The sequence below is a fragment of the Pseudomonas sp. 2995-1 genome (assembly GCF_002742505.1).
Lineage (GTDB): Bacteria > Pseudomonadota > Gammaproteobacteria > Pseudomonadales > Pseudomonadaceae > Aquipseudomonas > Aquipseudomonas sivasensis.
This window is the reverse complement of sequence record NZ_LJSA01000650.1, coordinates 57584-75282: the sequence shown is the minus strand read 5'-3', so window position 1 is coordinate 75282 and position 17699 is coordinate 57584. Positions and strand designations below refer to the sequence as shown.

At 60.8% G+C, this 17699-nt stretch carries 12 protein-coding genes; 7 read left to right on the top strand and 5 right to left on the bottom strand.

Annotated elements, in window-relative coordinates:
• Nucleotides 1–71 precede the first annotated feature (71 nt).
• The gene (locus AOA61_RS30525) at nt 72–2480 is read left to right on the top strand and encodes a glucose/quinate/shikimate family membrane-bound PQQ-dependent dehydrogenase (RefSeq protein WP_095186436.1); all 2409 of its coding nucleotides are present in this window, start codon (nt 72–74) and stop codon (nt 2478–2480) included.
• 55 nt (nt 2481–2535) lie between these two features.
• A complete protein-coding gene (locus tag AOA61_RS30520; protein ID WP_032885436.1) occupies nt 2536–3801 on the top strand; it encodes a carbohydrate porin in 1266 nt (421 codons plus the stop codon).
• Nucleotides 3802–3939: 138 nt separating this feature from the next.
• Here AOA61_RS30520 and AOA61_RS30515 read toward each other — a convergent pair whose 3' ends face one another.
• Nucleotides 3940–5136 (bottom strand): XylR family transcriptional regulator, encoded by a 1197-nt coding sequence (locus AOA61_RS30515; RefSeq protein WP_099603344.1) that lies wholly within the window; start codon nt 5134–5136, stop codon nt 3940–3942.
• 139 nt (nt 5137–5275) lie between these two features.
• Here AOA61_RS30515 and xylA point away from each other — a divergent pair, with 139 nt between their 5' ends.
• The 4 genes from xylA (at nt 5276) to AOA61_RS30495 (ending at nt 10535) form a co-directional block, all read left to right on the top strand.
• On the top strand, nt 5276–6592 hold the full coding sequence (xylA, locus tag AOA61_RS30510) for a xylose isomerase (RefSeq protein WP_099603343.1): 1317 nt from the start codon (nt 5276–5278) through the stop codon (nt 6590–6592).
• A 251-nt stretch (nt 6593–6843) separates the two neighbouring features.
• Entirely contained in the window at nt 6844–7845 is a 1002-nt protein-coding gene (gene xylF / locus AOA61_RS30505; protein ID WP_099603342.1) for a D-xylose ABC transporter substrate-binding protein, read from the top strand.
• A 5-nt stretch (nt 7846–7850) separates the two neighbouring features.
• Nucleotides 7851–9398 (top strand): D-xylose ABC transporter ATP-binding protein, encoded by a 1548-nt coding sequence (gene xylG, locus AOA61_RS30500; protein WP_177326417.1) that lies wholly within the window; start codon nt 7851–7853, stop codon nt 9396–9398.
• On the top strand, nt 9399–10535 hold the full coding sequence (locus AOA61_RS30495; protein WP_095186434.1) for a sugar ABC transporter permease: 1137 nt from the start codon (nt 9399–9401) through the stop codon (nt 10533–10535).
• Nucleotides 10536–10586: 51 nt separating this feature from the next.
• Here the strand turns inward: AOA61_RS30495 and soxR are convergent, their stop codons facing one another.
• Nucleotides 10587–11039, bottom strand: coding sequence for a redox-sensitive transcriptional activator SoxR (gene soxR / locus AOA61_RS30490; protein ID WP_099603341.1), 453 nt, complete (start codon nt 11037–11039; stop codon nt 10587–10589).
• Between the two features lie 88 nt (nt 11040–11127).
• Here soxR and AOA61_RS30485 point away from each other — a divergent pair, with 88 nt between their 5' ends.
• The gene (locus AOA61_RS30485) at nt 11128–12543 is read left to right on the top strand and encodes an MFS transporter (RefSeq protein ID WP_099603340.1); all 1416 of its coding nucleotides are present in this window, start codon (nt 11128–11130) and stop codon (nt 12541–12543) included.
• Between the two features lie 878 nt (nt 12544–13421).
• Here the strand turns inward: AOA61_RS30485 and AOA61_RS30480 are convergent.
• The 3 genes from AOA61_RS30480 to AOA61_RS30470 form a co-directional block, all read right to left on the bottom strand.
• Nucleotides 13422–14672 carry a glycoside hydrolase family 68 protein gene (locus AOA61_RS30480; protein WP_099603339.1) on the bottom strand — a complete coding sequence of 417 codons (1251 nt, stop codon included), beginning with the start codon at nt 14670–14672 and terminating at the stop codon, nt 13422–13424.
• Between the two features lie 251 nt (nt 14673–14923).
• Nucleotides 14924–15862 (bottom strand): pectate lyase, encoded by a 939-nt coding sequence (locus AOA61_RS30475; RefSeq protein ID WP_099603338.1) that lies wholly within the window; start codon nt 15860–15862, stop codon nt 14924–14926.
• A 306-nt stretch (nt 15863–16168) separates the two neighbouring features.
• Nucleotides 16169–17668: a CoA-acylating methylmalonate-semialdehyde dehydrogenase gene (locus AOA61_RS30470; protein WP_099603337.1), complete on the bottom strand. Its 1500-nt coding sequence runs from the start codon at nt 17666–17668 to the stop codon at nt 16169–16171.
• Nucleotides 17669–17699 lie beyond the last annotated feature (31 nt).

Sequence of the window (17699 nt, the reverse complement as noted above, 5' to 3'; positions counted from 1 at the left end):
CTAATGTACTAACCAGTTACTTATCTTGCTAAAATCGCGTCTTTGCCCTCTCACATTCGAGTCCTTTCGACATGAAACGAGCATCGCGCGCCACTGGCGTCTCTAGATTCTTACTCCTGGGCCTGGGCGTTATCATCGCCCTGCTCGGCATCGCGCTCGCCGTCGGCGGCGCCAAACTGGTTAGCCTGGGAGGTTCCTGGTACTTCCTGATCGGCGGCGTGGCCATGGCGATTGCCGGCCTGTTGATCGCCCGGCGTAACCCGGCGGGTGCGTGGTTGTTTGCCGCGTTCCTGGTGGGCACGGCCATTTGGGCCGTGGCGGATGTGGGCCTGGTGTTCTGGCCGCTGTTCTCGCGGCTATTCATGTTCGCCGCGATTGGCCTGGTGGTCGCGCTGGTGTACCCACTGCTGGTCGGCAAGCCTGCGCGCGGTGCCTATGGCGTTGCCGCCGTACTGGCGGTGGGCGTAGTGGTTGCGGCGGGCAATATGTTTGTCGCCCACCCAAGCGTCGCCCCGACCGGTGCCGGCCCAGGCGTCACGCCAGTGGCCCCGGCCGATGCGCAGAAAGATTGGGCGCACTACGGCAACACTGAAGGCGGCAGCCGCTTCGCCGCGCTGGACCAGATCAACCGCGACACCGTCAACAAGCTCAAAGTAGCCTGGACCTACCACACCGGTGACGTGGCGATCAGCGACGGCAACGGTGCCGAGGACCAACTGACCCCGCTGCAGATCGGCAACAAAGTGTTCATCTGCACCCCGCACAACAACCTGATCGCCCTCGACGCCGACACCGGCAAAGAACTGTGGAAGAACGAAGTCAACGCCAAATCGGCGGTCTGGCAGCGTTGCCGCGGCATGGCCTATTTCGACGCCACCGCGCCGATTGCCCAGCCGACCCAGCCCAACAGCTCGCCGATCATTGCCGCCAGCGTTCCAGCCGGTGCGCAGTGCCAGCGCCGTCTGCTGACCAACACCATTGATGCCCGCCTGATTGCGGTAGACGCCGACACCGGCAAATTCTGTGAAGACTTCGGCACCCACGGCCAGGTGGATTTGAAAGCCGGCCTGGGCAATGTCCCGGACAGCTACTACCAGCTCTCCTCGGCCCCGTTGATCGCTGGCACCACCGTGGTGGTCGGTGGTCGCGTGGCGGATAACGTGCAGACCGACATGCCAGGCGGCGTGATCCGCGGTTTTGACGTGATCAGCGGACAAATGCGCTGGGCCTTCGACCCCGGCAACCCGGAAGACAAACAAGCCCCAACCGGCGACAGCACCTACGTGCGCAGCACGCCGAACAGCTGGGCGCCGATGTCCTACGACCCGCTGATGAACACGATTTTCCTGCCGATGGGCAGCTCATCCACCGACATCTACGGCGTGGAACGCACCCAGCTCAACCATAAATACGGCGCTTCGGTGCTGGCGCTGGATGCCTCCACCGGTGCTGAAAAGTGGGTGTACCAGACCGTCCACAACGACCTGTGGGACTTCGACCTGCCAATGCAGCCAAGCCTGATCGACTTCACCCCGCCGGGCAGCGACAAAGCCGTGCCCGCGGTAGTGATCGGCACCAAGGCCGGCCAGATCTACGTGCTCGACCGCGCCACTGGCAAACCGCTGACTGACGTAAAAGAAGTGCCGGTCAAGGCCGCCAACATCCCCAATGAACCGTACTCGCCAACCCAGCCTAAATCGGTGGGCATGCCGCAGATCGGCGCGCAAACCCTGACTGAATCGGACATGTGGGGCGCCACCCCGTATGACCAGTTGCTGTGCCGCATAGACTTCAAAGGCATGCGCTACGACGGCCTGTACACCGCGCCGGGCACCGATAAATCCCTGAGTTTCCCAGGTTCCCTGGGCGGCATGAACTGGGGCAGCATTTCCACCGACCCGGTGCACGGTTTTATCTTCGTCAACGACATGCGCCTGGGCCTGTGGATCCAGATGGTGCCGTCGCAGAACAAAGCCCAGTCTTCGTCCGGTGGCGAAGCGCTGAACACCGGCATGGGCGCGGTCCCGCTCAAGGGCACGCCGTATGCCGTGAACAAAAACCGCTTCCTGTCGGTGGCCGGCATTCCGTGCCAGGCGCCGCCGTTCGGCACCCTGACCGCCATCGATATGAAGACCCAGAAAGTCGCGTGGCAGGTGCCGGTTGGCACCGTTGAAGACACCGGCCCGCTGGGCATCCGTATGCACCTGCCGATCAAGATCGGTCTGCCGACTCTCGGCGGCACGCTGTCGACCCAGGGCGGCCTGATCTTTATCGCCGGCACCCAGGATTTCTACCTGCGCGCCTTCAACAGCGGCAACGGTGACGAAGTGTGGAAAGCCCGCCTGCCGGTCGGCAGCCAAGGCGGCCCGATGACTTACGTATCGCCGAAAACCGGCAAGCAGTACGTAGTCGTCACCGCCGGCGGTGCACGCCAATCCACTGACCGTGGCGACTACGTGATCGCCTACGCCCTGCCATAACCTCCCCCAAGCGCGGTGCCCCCCCGGCACCGCGCTTTCTGTCTGGAAGACCCGCATGACACCCACTTCTCATCTCTCTTTTGGGCGCCTGTTGCTCGGCCTGGCCCTGGGCGCCGCCCTGCCCGTCCAAGCCGATGACACCACCCTGACCGGCGACTGGGGCGGCCTGCGCCGTGAACTGGAAGACACCGGTGTGCGCTTCACCGGCGACTACAGCGGCGAAACTGCCTACAACGCCCACGGCGGTCAGCACCGCTCGGCGCGCTACTCGCAAAACCTCAAGCTCGGTGTGCAGTTCGACCTGGGCAAGCTCTACGGTTTCACCAACGGCGACCGCATCCAGGTCACCGTCAATGACCGTCGCGGCAACAGCGCGTCCGAGGACCTGGTGGGCAACCGTCTGCCGATCCAGGAAAACTACGGAGGTCTCTACACCCGCCTCACTGAGCTGAGCTACGAGCGCACGCTCTTCACCCCAGCACTCAACGTCAAGCTCGGCTACATGGCCATGGGCAATGACCTCGGCGGCCTGGACAGCGGCATCCTGTGCAACTTCATGAACGCCGGTTTCTGCGGGCATCCGCTGAACATGTCCGGCGGCAGCGGCTGGACCAACTACCCGAACGCGCGTCTGGGCGCACGGGTGAAATACGACCTCTCGCCGGCCTGGCAAGTGCGGGTGGCGGCGTTCAATGTCGACCCGGAAAGCAACGGCGACTCCAGCCGCGCCTGGAAGTTGAGCCCCAAGCACACCACCGGGACCGTGGTGCCGATTGAGCTGGTGTACAAGCACGCAGGTTCCCTGCCCGGGGAATACAAGGTGGGTTACTACTACGACAGCTCCGATGTGAAACGCATCGGCAGCACTGAAAAAGTCAGCGGTCGCGGCGGTCACTACCTGCTGATCGACCAGGCGGTGTGGGCCTCCGAATCGTCGGCCGGCCGTGTGCTGCACGCCTTCGGCCAATACTCCGCCGCCAGCGAAGCGGCCTCGCCGTTCAGCAAGTGGTATGGCGCAGGCGTAGTGCTCTACAAACCGTTCGAAGGCCGCCCGCGGGACACCCTGTCCCTGGGTTATGGCCGCGCCGTGCCAAACCCGCGCAGCCGCGACGTGCAGGAACTGGCAGCGTTCAACGCCGGGTCCAGCTACCCCAACCTCGACAACGCCGAACAACTGATCGAACTCAGTTACGGCTACCAGGCCACGCCATGGCTGAACCTGCGCCCGGATGTGCAATACATCATCGAGCCAGGCGCGTTTTCGGGTGACAACATCGACAATGCGCTGGTGTTGGGGTTGCAGGTCAAGGCAGTGTTCTAAGCGCCTGAACGCGGTCAAAAAATGTGGGAGGGGGCTTGCTCCCGATGGCGGTGTGTCAGTCAATGAATAGCTTGACTGACACACCGCCATCGGGAGCAAGCCCCCTCCCACAGTGGGTTCAGCAGTGTATGTAAGGGCTTACTCAGGCACAGATAACGCAAACTCCGCGCCCCGCTGGTACTCCCGGGGCGTGCAGCCAAACTCGCGACGAAACACGGTGTGCAGGTACTGCGCCGAGGTGAAGCCGCAGGTCGACGCGATGTCGGCAATCGCCAGGTCGCGGTTTTCCAGGCCTCTGGCGGCAGCCGCGAGTTTGAAGCGCAGGATTTCGTCATGCACGCTGCAATTGCGCACCTTACGAAAGTGCGCTTCCAGGGATGAACGCGACACACCGACATACGCCGCCACTTGAGCGGTCTTGATGCCCTGGCATGCGTATTGGCGGATAAACAGCAGCGCCTGCATCACGTACGGATTGCCCAAGGGTTGATGAAGGCTGGAGGCCTGGACGTTGATTGCGTCCGGCGGCACGAGGATTTGCGTACCGGTGCAAGGTTTGCCGTGCAACATCTGGTGCAACAGCGCAGCGGCAGTGCGACCCATGGTTTCGGTGCCCTGGATCACCGAACTCAGCGGCACTCGCGTAAGGGTTCGGGTCAGCGGATCGTTGTCGATGCCGATCAGCGCCACTTGTTCCGGCACGGCGATGCCGGCTGTGAGGCAGGCTTGCAGCAATTGCCGGGCACGGGCATCGGTCACGGCAATAATGCCAATGGGCTTTGGCAAGCTGTGCAGCCAGGCGATCTGCTGCTCCACTGCGCTGTCCCACAACGGCGCGCTGGTGCCGAGGCCGCGATACACCTCCACCTGCAAGCCGTCGCGCAGCATCAGGCGGCGAAAGGCTTTTTCGCGCTCCTGGGCCCAGCGGTTGGCCTGCGCTTCGGGCAGGCTGAAGCAGGCAAAGCGCGTCAGCCCTGCCTCGATCAAATGCGCGTAGGCCAACTTCATCAATGCGTAATTATCGGTGGCCACATAGGGGATGCCCTTGGGGTACGCGCGGCCGTCTTCATAGGAGCCGCCCACCGCTACCACCGGCAACTGACTGTCGGCCAGTGCCTCGCCAATCAGCGGGTCGTCGAAGTCGGCAATGATGCCGTCGCCCTGAAAACGCTCGATGCCTTTGAGGCGGCATAGAAAGTCCTCTTCCAGGAACAAATCCCAGGACACACGCGTACTGCTCAGGTAATTACCGATGCCGGCGATGATGCCGCGGTCGTAGATTTTGCTGCCGTTGAACAGCAGCGCGATTCGGTGCACGGGCGGTAGGGTTTTCATTGTTTTTGTCCTGGGGCCTGTCGCGACAGACTAGCCCTCGCTGCACAAAATCGCACTACGCCTTGGTGATTTTCATAATCGCCAGCCCCATCGCCGTTGCTAGTATCCAGACACCGCCAAGAACAATAAGGAAAACGCCATGCCGTACTTCCCCGGTGTCGAGAAGGTTCGCTTCGAAGGCCCCAGCAGCGATTCCCCCCTCGCCTTTCGCCATTACGACGCCAACAAGTTGATCCTCGGCAAACCCATGCGCGAGCACCTGCGCATGGCTGCGTGTTACTGGCACAGCTTCGTGTGGCCCGGTGCCGATATGTTTGGCATGGGCACCTTCAAGCGCCCGTGGCAGCGCAGTGGCGACCCGATGGAGGTGGCCATCGGCAAGGCGGAGGCGGCCTTTGAGTTTTTCTCCAAACTGGGCATCGACTACTACAGCTTTCACGACACCGACGTGGCGCCCGAAGGCAGCTCGCTCAAGGAGTACCGCGAGCACTTCGCACAGATGGTCGATCATCTGGAGCGTCACCAGGAACAAACCGGGATCAAACTGCTGTGGGGCACCGCGAACTGCTTCAGCAACCCGCGCTTTGCCGCCGGCGCTGCCAGTAACCCGGACCCTGAAGTGTTTGCCTACGCCGCCGCCCAGGTGTTTAGCGCGATGAACGCCACCCTGCGGCTCAAGGGCTCAAACTATGTGCTGTGGGGCGGCCGTGAAGGCTATGAAACCCTGCTCAACACCGACCTCAAGCGCGAGCGCGAACAGCTCGGGCGCTTTATGCGCATGGTGGTGGAACACAAGCACAAGATCGGCTTCAAGGGCGACCTGCTGATCGAGCCCAAGCCCCAGGAGCCGACCAAGCACCAGTACGACTACGACAGCGCAACGGTGTTCGGTTTCCTGCATGAGTACGGCCTGGAACACGAGATCAAGGTGAATATCGAGGCCAACCACGCCACCCTGGCCGGGCACAGCTTCCATCACGAGATCGCCACCGCCGTATCCCTCGGTATCTTCGGCAGCATCGACGCCAACCGTGGCGACCCGCAGAACGGCTGGGACACCGACCAATTCCCCAACAGCGTCGAGGAGATGACCCTCGCCACCTATGAAATCCTCAAGGCTGGCGGGTTCAAGAACGGCGGCTATAACTTTGATTCCAAGGTACGGCGTCAGAGCCTGGATGAGGTGGATCTGTTCCACGGGCATGTGGAGGCCATGGACGTATTGGCGCTGGCCCTGGAGCGTGCGGCGGCCATGGTGCAAAACGACCGGTTGCAGCAGTTCAAGGACCAGCGTTATGCCGGTTGGCAACAGCCGCTGGGCCAAGCCGTGCTGGCGGGTGAGTTCAGCCTGGAATCGTTGGCAGAACACGCGTTTGCCCATGAACTGAACCCACAGGCGGTGAGCGGGCGACAGGAGATGCTCGAAGGTGTCGTGAACCGGTTTATCTACACCTGACCGATGCTGTGCACAGTTGATTGTGGCTGCAGTGGTAGTGAGCGGGCTTGCCCCGCGCTGGGGTGCGAAGCGGCCCTGAAATCAGGCACCTCGGTGTGTCAGGTAAAATTGCATCGTCTGGTTTGGGGTCGCTTCGCGCCCTAGCGCGGGGCAAGCCCACTCACCACAAAAAAGCCAGGCTACACACAACGCAAACAGCAACAGCAGTGTTCGGCTAGAGTCTTCCAACAACAATAAAAGGACGCACCAACATGAAGTCATTCAAACGTACTCTGCTCGCCACCGCCCTGGCCCTGCTCGCACTGCCGGTGATGGCCGATTCCGCCCACCCGAAAATCGGTTTCTCCATCGACGACCTGCGCCTGGAACGCTGGTCCCGCGACCGCGATTACTTCGTCGCCGCTGCGGAAAAACTCGACGCGAAGGTCTTTGTGCAGTCCGCCGATGCCAACGAGCAGAAGCAGATTTCCCAGATCGAAAACCTGATTTCCCGGGGCGTCGATGTGATCGTTATCGTGCCGTTCAACGCAACGGTGCTGACCAACGCGGTGGCCGAAGCCAAGAAAGCCGGGATCAAGGTGGTGTCCTATGACCGCCTGATTCTTAATGCGGACATCGACGCCTACATCTCCTTTGATAACGAAAAGGTCGGCGAAATGCAGGCCAGCGGTGTGCTGCAAGCGGCGCCCAAGGGCAACTACTTCCTGCTCGGCGGCGCGCCTACCGACAACAACGCCAAGGTGCTGCGCGAAGGCCAGATGAAGGTGCTGCAACCGGCCATCGACAAGGGCGATATCAAGGTAGTCGGCCAGCAGTGGGTCAAGGAGTGGAACCCCACCGAAGCCCTGAGCATCGTCGAAAACGCCCTGACCCGGAACAACAACAAAATCGACGCCATCGTCGCCTCCAACGACGCCACCGCCGGCGGTGCGATCCAGGCCCTGGCCGCGCAGAAACTGGCGGGCAAGGTGCCGATCTCCGGGCAGGACGCCGACCTCGCCGCGATCAAACGCGTGATCGACGGCACCCAGACCATGACCGTGTACAAACCACTCAAGCTGATTGCCACCGAAGCCGCCAAGCTCTCGGTGCAACTGGCACGTAACGAGAAGCCCACCTACAGCTCGCAGTACGATAACGGCAGCAAGAAAGTCGACACCATCCTGCTCACCCCGACTCCGCTGACCAAGGCCAATATCGATCTGTTGGAGAAGGACGGGTTCTATACCAAAGAGCAGATCGGCGGGCAGTGACCGCCATGGCTGACTATCTGCTGCAAATGAACGGCATCGTCAAAAGCTTTGGCGGTGTCAACGCGCTGAACGGCATCGACATCACTGTGCGGCCGGGGGAATGTGTCGGCCTGTGCGGTGAAAACGGCGCGGGTAAATCCACACTGATGAAGGTGCTGTCGGCGGTCTACCCGTACGGCACCTGGGAGGGTGAAATCCTCTGGGATGGGCAACCGCTCAAGGCTCAGTCCATCAGCGAAACCGAGGCCGCCGGTATCGTGATCATTCACCAGGAACTGACCCTGGTACCCGACCTCTCGGTGGCCGAAAACATCTTTATGGGCCACGAACTGACATTGCCCGGCGGGCGCATGAACTACCCGGCGATGATCCACCGCGCCGAAGCGTTGATGCGTGAACTCAAGGTGCCGGACATGAACGTCGCCTTGCCAGTGTCGCAGTACGGCGGCGGCTACCAGCAACTGGTAGAAATCGCCAAGGCGCTCAATAAAAAAGCGCGCCTGCTGATCCTCGACGAGCCCTCTTCGGCCCTGACCCGCTCGGAAATCGAGGTACTGCTCGACATCATCCGTGACCTCAAAGCCAAGGGTGTGGCCTGCGTGTACATCTCCCACAAACTCGATGAAGTGGCGGCGGTGTGCGACACCATTGCGGTGATCCGCGACGGTAAACACATCGCGACCACGGCCATGGCCGACATGGACATCCCCCGGATCATCACGCAGATGGTCGGCCGTGAGATGAGCAACCTCTACCCCACCGAGCCCCATGCCATCGGCGAGGTGATTTTCGAGGCGCGCAACGTCACCTGCTATGACGTGGACAACCCCAGGCGCAAGCGTGTCGATGATATTTCCTTCGTGCTCAAGCGCGGCGAGATCCTCGGCATTGCCGGCCTGGTCGGCGCCGGGCGCACGGAGTTAGTGTCAGCGCTGTTCGGCGCCTACCCCGGCCGCTACAGCGCCGAGGTGTGGCTCGACGGCCAGGTAATCGACACGCGCACGCCGCTCAAATCGATCCGCGCCGGGCTGTGCATGGTGCCCGAGGACCGCAAGCGCCAAGGCATCATTCCCGACCTGGGCGTGGGTCAGAACATCACCCTGGCGGTCCTCGATACCTATGCGCATATGACCCGCATCGATGCCGAAGCTGAACTGGGCAGCATCGACCAGCAGATCGCACGCATGCACCTCAAGACGGCCAGCCCGTTTTTACCGATCACCAGCCTGTCCGGCGGCAATCAGCAAAAAGCCGTGCTGGCGAAAATGCTGATGGCCAAGCCCAAAGTGCTGATCCTCGACGAACCCACGCGCGGGGTGGACGTGGGCGCCAAGTATGAGATCTACAAACTGATGGGCGCCCTGGCGGCCGAAGGCGTGTCGATCATCATGGTCTCCTCGGAACTGGCCGAAGTGCTCGGCGTGTCCAACCGCGTGCTGGTGATCGGCGACGGCCAGTTGCGCGGCGATTTCATCAATGAAGGGCTCACCCAGGAACAGGTGCTCGCCGCCGCGCTAAGCCAAAACAACAATAATGATCGGAAGACCGCGTAGATGAATCAGGTCAAACAGCTGTTTACCCGCTACAAAATGCTTGCGCTGGTGATCGCCGTGGCGGTGATCTGGCTGTTTTTCAGTTGGCAGACCGAGGGCGGTTTCCTCACGCCACGCAACCTGTCGAACCTGCTGCGGCAGATGGCGATCACCGGGATTCTGGCGTGCGGCATGGTGCTGGTGATTATTAGCGGCGAGATTGATTTGTCGGTGGGTTCGTTGCTGGGGTTGTTGGGCGGGTTGGCGGCGATCCTGGACGTGGTTTATCACATTCCGCTGCTGGCCAATCTCAGCCTGGTGGCGCTGTGTGGGCTGATGATCGGTTTGGCCAACGGTTACATGACGGCCTACCTGCGCATCCCCTCTTTTATCGTTGGCCTGGGCGGCATGCTGGCGTTTCGCGGGATTCTGCTGGGGATCACCGGCGGCACAACCATTGCGCCGGTATCACCGTCGTTGGTGTACGTAGGCCAGGGGTATTTGCCGCATTCGGTGGGGATTGGCCTTGGGGTCTTGCTGTTTGCCCTGACCCTGTTGTTGACCTGGAAACAACGGCGCAACCGCGCGCTGCATGGCTTGGCGCCGCACGCCCTGGTGCGCGACGTGCTGCGCGTGGCGGTGATCGGCGCGGTACTCGCCGGGTTCGTCACCACCCTCAACAGCTACGACGGCATCCCCGTACCAGTGCTGCTGTTGCTGGTGCTGCTCGGCGTGTTCAGCTACGTCACCAGCCAGACCGTGTTCGGCCGCCGCGTGTATGCGGTGGGCAGCAATATGGAAGCCACGCGCCTGTCGGGCATCAACGTGCAGGCGGTGAAACTGTGGATCTTCGGCATCATGGGCGTGATGTGCGCCCTCGCCGGCCTGGTCAACACCGCGCGGCTCGCGGCGGGCTCACCGTCGGCGGGCAATATGGGCGAGTTGGATGCCATCGCTGCGTGCTTTATTGGTGGTACGTCGATGCGCGGCGGCTCGGGCACGGTGTATGGCGCGTTGCTCGGGGCGTTGGTGATTACCAGCCTGGATAACGGCATGTCGATGCTGGACGTGGACAGTTACTGGCAGATGATTGTGAAGGGCAGCATCCTGGTGTTAGCGGTGTGGGTGGACGTGAGTACGCGCACGGGGCGGCGCTGACGCCACCCTCACAAACACCACAAATCCCGTGTGGGAGGGGCGGTGGTCGTCTCACTTTCCGAGCAACACGGCCCCATCCCCAAACTGCCCCAGGCGATCCCCCGGATTGCGCAGCGGGCAATCATCCAGGGACAGGCAACCACAGCCGATACAGCCATCGAGTTGGTCGCGCAGTTGAGTGAGGCTGTTGATGCGCTCACTCAACAGGTCGCGCCAGCGGGTGGAGAGTTGGGTCCAGTCCTTCGCCGTCAACGGCCGTCCTGAAGGCAGTTCGTCCAACGCGTCCTTGATGGTCGCCAACGGAATGCCCGCGCGCTGCGCGACCTTGATCACCGCGATCCGGCGCAGTACGTCACGCTGATAGCGACGCTGATTGCCCGCGCTGCGTTGTGCGTGGATCAACCCCTTGGCTTCGTAGAAATGCACCGTGGCCACGGTCACGCCGCTGCGGCGGGCCAATTCGCCCACGCCGAGGGGGATGCGCACATCGATTTTCGCTTCCATCAAGCTCTTGACCTCATCTAAACATGAGGTTTTATAAAGGGTGTCGGCTTGCCTTGGCAAGCCTTCAGTCCTTTGAATCGGAGCCTACATGGACACACCTCAACCCTCCCCTTCCAACTGGGCCGCGCTGTTGTCCGGTGCCAACGGCGTACGTTCGCTCGCACTGGCAGGCGGCGTGGTGCTGCATGCGATCAACGTGTACATCGCCACCACGATTCTGCCGTCAGTGGTCCAGGACATCGGCGGCATCGACTACTACGCATGGAACACCACGTTATTTGTCGCCGCCTCGATCCTCGGTTCGGCGTTGTCGGCGCGCCTGCTCGGCAGCCTCGGGCCGCGTGCGGCGTACCTGGTCGCCAGCCTGGTGTTTGCCGGCGGGGCCTTGGCCTGTGCGTTTGCGCCGTCCATGCCGGTGATGCTCGTTGGGCGGTTGGTGCAGGGGCTGGGCGGTGGGTTCTTGTTCGCGCTGTCCTACGCGATGATTCGGTTGGTGTTCGATGAAAGCCTGTGGCCGCGCGCGATGGCGTTGGTGTCGGGGATGTGGGGCGTGGCGACGCTGGTCGGGCCAGCGGTGGGCGGGGTGTTTGCCGAGCTGGGCATATGGCGCGCGGCATTCTGGTCGTTGATTCCGGTGGCCGGGTTATTCGCGGTGCTGGCGGCGGCGGTCCTGCCCAAGCGCAGCACCGATAGCGTTGAGCCGACACCGCTGCCACTCGCCCAACTGGTGCTGCTGACGGCGGCGGTACTGGCGGTGTCGGCCGGCAGCGTCTCGTCCACCCTGCCCCTGAACCTGCTGGGGCTGGCCGTGGCAGCGGTGTTCACCGCGCTGCTGATCGTCACGGAAAGCCGCGCCCACCATCGACTGTTGCCCGCCGGAGCGTTTCGGATCACCACTGCACTCGGCGCGCTGTACGCGACGATGTCATTGCTGGCGGTGGCCGTGACCAGTGGCGAAATCTTCGTGCCGCTGTTTCTTCAAGTCCTGCACCACCAGTCGCCGTTGGTGGCCGGTTATCTGGCGGCACTGATGGCGGCCGGCTGGACGCTGGGGTCAATCGCCAGCGCGGGTGTGACGGGCGGCAACATTCGACGAGCGATCCTGGCCGGGCCGATCCTGGGCGTGGTGGGCATGGTGGCGCTGGCCATCTTGATGCCCGTCGAAAGCAACGGCAGCGGGCAGACGCTCACACCGATCTGCCTGGCGCTTATCCTGATTGGGTTGGGCGTGGGGCTGGCGTGGCCGCACTTGCTGACCCGGGTGTTCCAGGTGGCGCCGGCCGGTGAGCAGGACCTTGCCAGCGCGTCGATTACCACCGTGCAACTGTTCGCTACCGCGTTTGGCGCGGCACTGGCGGGCATGGTCGCGAACGTCGCCGGCCTCACTGAACCCGGCGGTGTCGAAGGCACCGCGAGCGCTGCGGTGTGGCTGTTTGGGGTGTTTGCGCTGGCGCCTGTGGTGGGTGTTCTGATTGCCAGGCGGGTGGTTCGCATGATCGGTTAGTGGCCATTTCTGGAGATTGCCAAGACCACCGTGGATTATGAACGGCTCAAAAATCACTGCTTGAACGGGGTCAAAGGTGGGAGGGGGCTTGCCCCGATAGCGGTGGACCAGTCGACACCTTCTTGACTGAGGCACCGCCATCGGGGGCAAGCCCCCTCCCACATTGGATCTCCATTTGTCAGGACCGGCCGAGTATGTGGCTCATGGTGGTCTTGAGCTTCAGCGCCGCCAATCTTCCAGACACAACACCGGTCAAAGGTGGGAGGGGGCTTGCTCCCGATAGCTGTGGACCAGTCGACACCTTCTTGACTGAGGCACCGCCATCGGGGGCAAGCCCCCTCCTACATTGGATCTCCATTTGTCAGGACCGGCCGAGTATGTGGCTCATGGTGGTCTTGAGCTTCAGCGCCGCCAATCTTCCAGACACAACACCGGTCAAAGGTGGGAGGGGGCTTGCTCCCGATAGCTGTGGACCAGTCGACACCTTCTTGACTGAGGCACCGCCATCGGGGGCAAGCCCCCTCCCACATTGGATCTCCATTTGTCAGGACCGGCCGAGTATGTGGCTCATGGTGGTCTTGAGCTTCAGCGCCGCCAATCTTCCAGACACAACACCAGTCAACGGTGGGAGGGTTGCCCCCTCCCACACTGGATTTCTGCTTGTCAGGGCCGACTGAGTATGTGGCTCATGACAGCCTTGAGCTTGAGCGCCACCAATCTTCCAGGCACAACACCGGTCAACGGTGGGAGGGGGCTTGCCCCCGATAGCGGTGGACCAGTCGCACCTTCTTGACTGAGACACCGCCATCGGGGGCAAGCCCCCTTCCACATTTGGATCGGTTTACACCTGATGAATCAGGCTGGCTTTTGCACTGCGGTCACTGGCTCAACACCACATCCCGCATCGCCGGAATGTAGCCGTAGTCATAAGCCTCCTGCACAAACGAACGATCACCCTTCAACACGATCCTGACCGTCGGCGCTTCGGTGCCGCCGATGCGATAGTCATCGCCGGTGGTGGGCACGCTGTCGATAAACGACGTCACCAGGCCGTTGGGCATCACGCAGTGAGAGTACGTCTGGAACGGCTGCGAAGGCGGGTTGCCCAGTACCAGCCCCGACGCATTCATCAGCGTATAGGGGCCGAACAGGTGATCGCTGACGAACCCATAGACGCCATCCGGCCCCGTCACGCCATCCGCATAGGTGAACTTGTGGCTGATGGTGAACAGGTAGTACTTGTTGTCCTGGAACACATAGTGCGGCCGTTCGGTCTGGTCGTTCACGCCAACGGCCGTGACCAATGGCGGCAGGATTTCCCACTCGTCACCGTTGAGGTCCTTGGCCACGGCAATGCCGATGCATCCCACCTGATAACGCGCACCACCCACATCTTCATGCCATGGCGGCACCAGACCTATTTCATTCGGGCCCACTTCGTGAGTCCCGCGCTCGCCGGCCACATTGCCTTCGAACACCATGTACAACTTGCCATCGACGGGATCGATAAAGGGGCTGGGATCGCGAAAGTTCCAGGTCGCATTCTGCGCTTCGGTTTGGTAGTAGGTGCCGTCGGCATCGAACAACGACTTGACCTGATCAAAGCCCTGGAGCGTGACACCGGTGTCCGACGTGACAACCTGGCCCCTGACTTTGGCAATCGTGGCACCCGGCGTGACGCAGGTGTAGTACAGGTCGATGTCACCGTTGTTATTCAACAGAATCGGCGTGCCCGCCCATTCACGGGTGGTCGGCGAAACCCCTTCGGCCATGACACGGCCGCCGAAGATCCAGTCTTTGCCGGTGCGCGAATACCAGTAGCAGATCCGCGCATGACCATGGCGGTCTTCCCAATCGCGCTTGATGTCGTAACGGCCATCGGCATTGATGAATTGTGGATCATGGGGGCGACGGTCGGCGGTCAAGGTGAAGATCACCGACCAGCCATTCACCGATACCACCGTGCCATCCAGTTCACGCAATGGCATGGTGTCCCAAATAAAGACCGTGTCACTCATGACAGGAAAGTCAGGACTCACTAACGGCTGTGTCGTCGTCGGGTCATTCTCATTAACTTTCAGCGCATCGGCCCGTGTCCAGCGAGTGGGTGTGTGATTCGCATGTTTCATGATGATGTCCTTTTGCTAACGCTTAAGTGACAAGCGAAGATTAAATAGCACCTGGCAGCCAGCAACTTAATACTGACTGAAAGAGCAAGAGATAGTTGGCCCTACAAGTGCGCACCAAGGTTTAACATGGGCACTTGCTTATAGCAACATTAAGAATTATTCATATTACAAAGGCCATCACTGTATTTATATCCTTGATATAAATACAGTGGCACTTGCAATAAATGACAGCTAAGTAGAAAGCTAGCTACTCAACTACCGAATACCAGCGTCCCAGCCTGGGCGCCGGCATTCTTCTGTGTGAAGTCCTTGGCTTGCGCCGCCGTCTTCAAGGTATAGGCGTAGTTTGAACTTGCCGTCCATTGTGCTTTGGGTGACTTCTGGTTGGTGATCGGCGGCACACTGTTTGTATCAGTGAACGTCCCGGTACCTTTGTCATCCAACATGCCTTTATTTTGGCTGCCTTCGCCAAAATAGTTGCTTTCAGAGAGGATATTGGCGTTCTGTGCGAGGGTAAAACCGAGATGGAAGTTATTGACGTAGTTGTTATACACATGGAAATAACCGTAACGCATCAAGCCAGGCGCGCGTACTTCCATGTTGTCGAAGCGGTTATGGCACAACGTCAGGCGCGGATAACCGTTGAACTCTGCCTTATTATCATCCGCCGGATGCCCGAAGATCAGCCCGTACTTGTGGCTGCCAAAGAAGCAGTTGCTGATGGTGGCATAATCGGCTTTTTCACCGATATACAGCAGTTTGTCTTCGCTGCCGTCCGTGGTTGACCAGGTGTGCCCGACAAAAGAGCAATGATCGATCCAGTACTTGCTGCCGTAGTTCAAGTACACCTGAATATCATCATTGGCCTTAATGCTCGCCGAATGTTTGAAGATAATATTCTGCAGAATAATGTTCTGGGACTGCGCGGTTGCACGCAGGTGAATATTCTCCAGAGTACGGTTCTGGAATGAACCGATCAGGGTCTTGTTGGCACCCATATTGACCTTGGTCAGGCTCGACGCCGAGATATTGCTGTTGATCACCAACACCCGTGGGGTGATGTCGCCAATGTTGGCCTTGAGTTGATCCAGCGTGGTGATACTGACCACTTGGCCAGACCAGCCGCCGGTGACTTTTGCCGCAAGGGCGAAACCGGTCAGGCCGGTGAGTTTGCTTTCTGGATACGACATGAGTTCCCTCTCTATAGATAAAAACGGCTCGGATTGACGAGCCTGTGCATTAAGTTAATCCGTTAACTTGCACACAGTGTTTGGCGTGGCTGAGGTTGCCAGGGTTTGGTTGGTCAGCGCTTAAACACTGTGTTTATGTACAGTATTCATCATTCACCTAGCAGTCAACCCTCAAGTGAAAAACAACCAAAAGTGGGAGGGGGCTTGCCCCCGATGGTGGTGTATCAGGCACATATACAGTGACTGTCATTCCGCCATCGGGGGCAAGCCCCCTCCCACATTTGCCCTGCGATGTTCTTCCAAGCGTTATTTGGACACCGGCATCGCAAACTCCGCGCCTTGCTCGATGCTCTCCGACCAGCGCTGCATAATCGATTTCTGCTTGGTATAGAACCGAACACCCTCAGTGCCGTACGCATGCATGTCGCCAAACAGACTCTTCTTCCACCCCCCAAAACCGTGCCACGCCATCGGCACCGGGATCGGTACGTTGATGCCCACCATGCCCACCTGAATACGCCGCGCAAATTCGCGGGCGATGTTGCCGTCGCGGGTGAAACAACTGACGCCGTTGCCGAACTCGTGGTCGTTGACCAGCTTGATCGCCTCGCCAAAGTCGTTCACCCGCACACACGCCAGGACCGGGCCGAAGATTTCTTCGCGGTAGATGCTCATCTCTTGGGTCACATGGTCGAACAGAGTCGCGCCGAGCCAGAAGCCGTTTTCCAAGCCCGCTTCGGTGGGCACGTAATCACGCCCGTCCAGCAGCAGTTGCGCGCCGGCCTGCACGCCCTGTTCGATGTAGCCGCTGATGCGTTCCAGTGCAGCGCGGGACACAATCGGGCCCATCTCGGCCTTGAGGTCGCGGCCGTCGGTGATGCGCAGTTGCTTGGCGCGCTCGGTCAAGGCAGCGATGACTTTGTCACCGACGTCACCAACCAGCACGGCGACGGAGATCGCCATGCAGCGCTCGCCGGCACTGCCATAAGCAGCGCCCATCAGGGCGTCGACGGTTTTTTCGATGTCCGCATCAGGCATCACCACCATGTGGTTTTTAGCACCGCCCAACCCCTGCACACGCTTGCCGTTACGCGCGCCGGTTTCGTAGATGTATTGGGCAATCGGGGTGGAGCCGACGAAGCTCACGGCCTTGACGTCCGGGTGTTCGATCAATGCATCCACCGATTCCTTGTCGCCCTGCACCACGTTGAACACGCCTTTGGGCAGGCCGGCTTCACGCAGCAGCTCGGCCATGAACAACGAGGCGCTCGGATCGGTCGGGCTTGGCTTGAGGATGAACGTGTTGCCCGCCGCGATGGCGATCGGGTACATCCACATCGGCACCATCACTGGGAAGTTGAACGGCGTGACGCCGGCCACTACGCCCAACGGTTGGCGCAGGGTCCAGTTGTCCATGCCTCGGGAAACTTGGTCAGAGTGTTCGCCTTTGAGCAGGTTGGGAATGCCGCACGCGAATTCCAGAATATCGATACCACGGTCCACTTCGCCCTGGGCGTCGGTGAAGACCTTGCCGTGCTCGGCGACGATGATGCGCGCCAGGTCATCCTTGCGCTCACGCAGCAGGTGCAAATACTGGAACAACACGCGGGCGCGGCGGATGGGCGGGGTATCGGCCCAGCTGTCGAAAGCGGCTTGGGCAGCAGCAACAGCTTCGGATACGGTCTGGCGGCTGGCCAGCGCGACGCGCCCGGTTTTTTCGCCGGTGGCGGGGTTGTAGACGTCCTGATAGCGATCATCGCGGGACACGCGCTGGTCGTTGATGTAGTGCTCGATGGTGGTTGTCATGGCAGTCGATCCAGGTGGGTAGCGTTGGAAC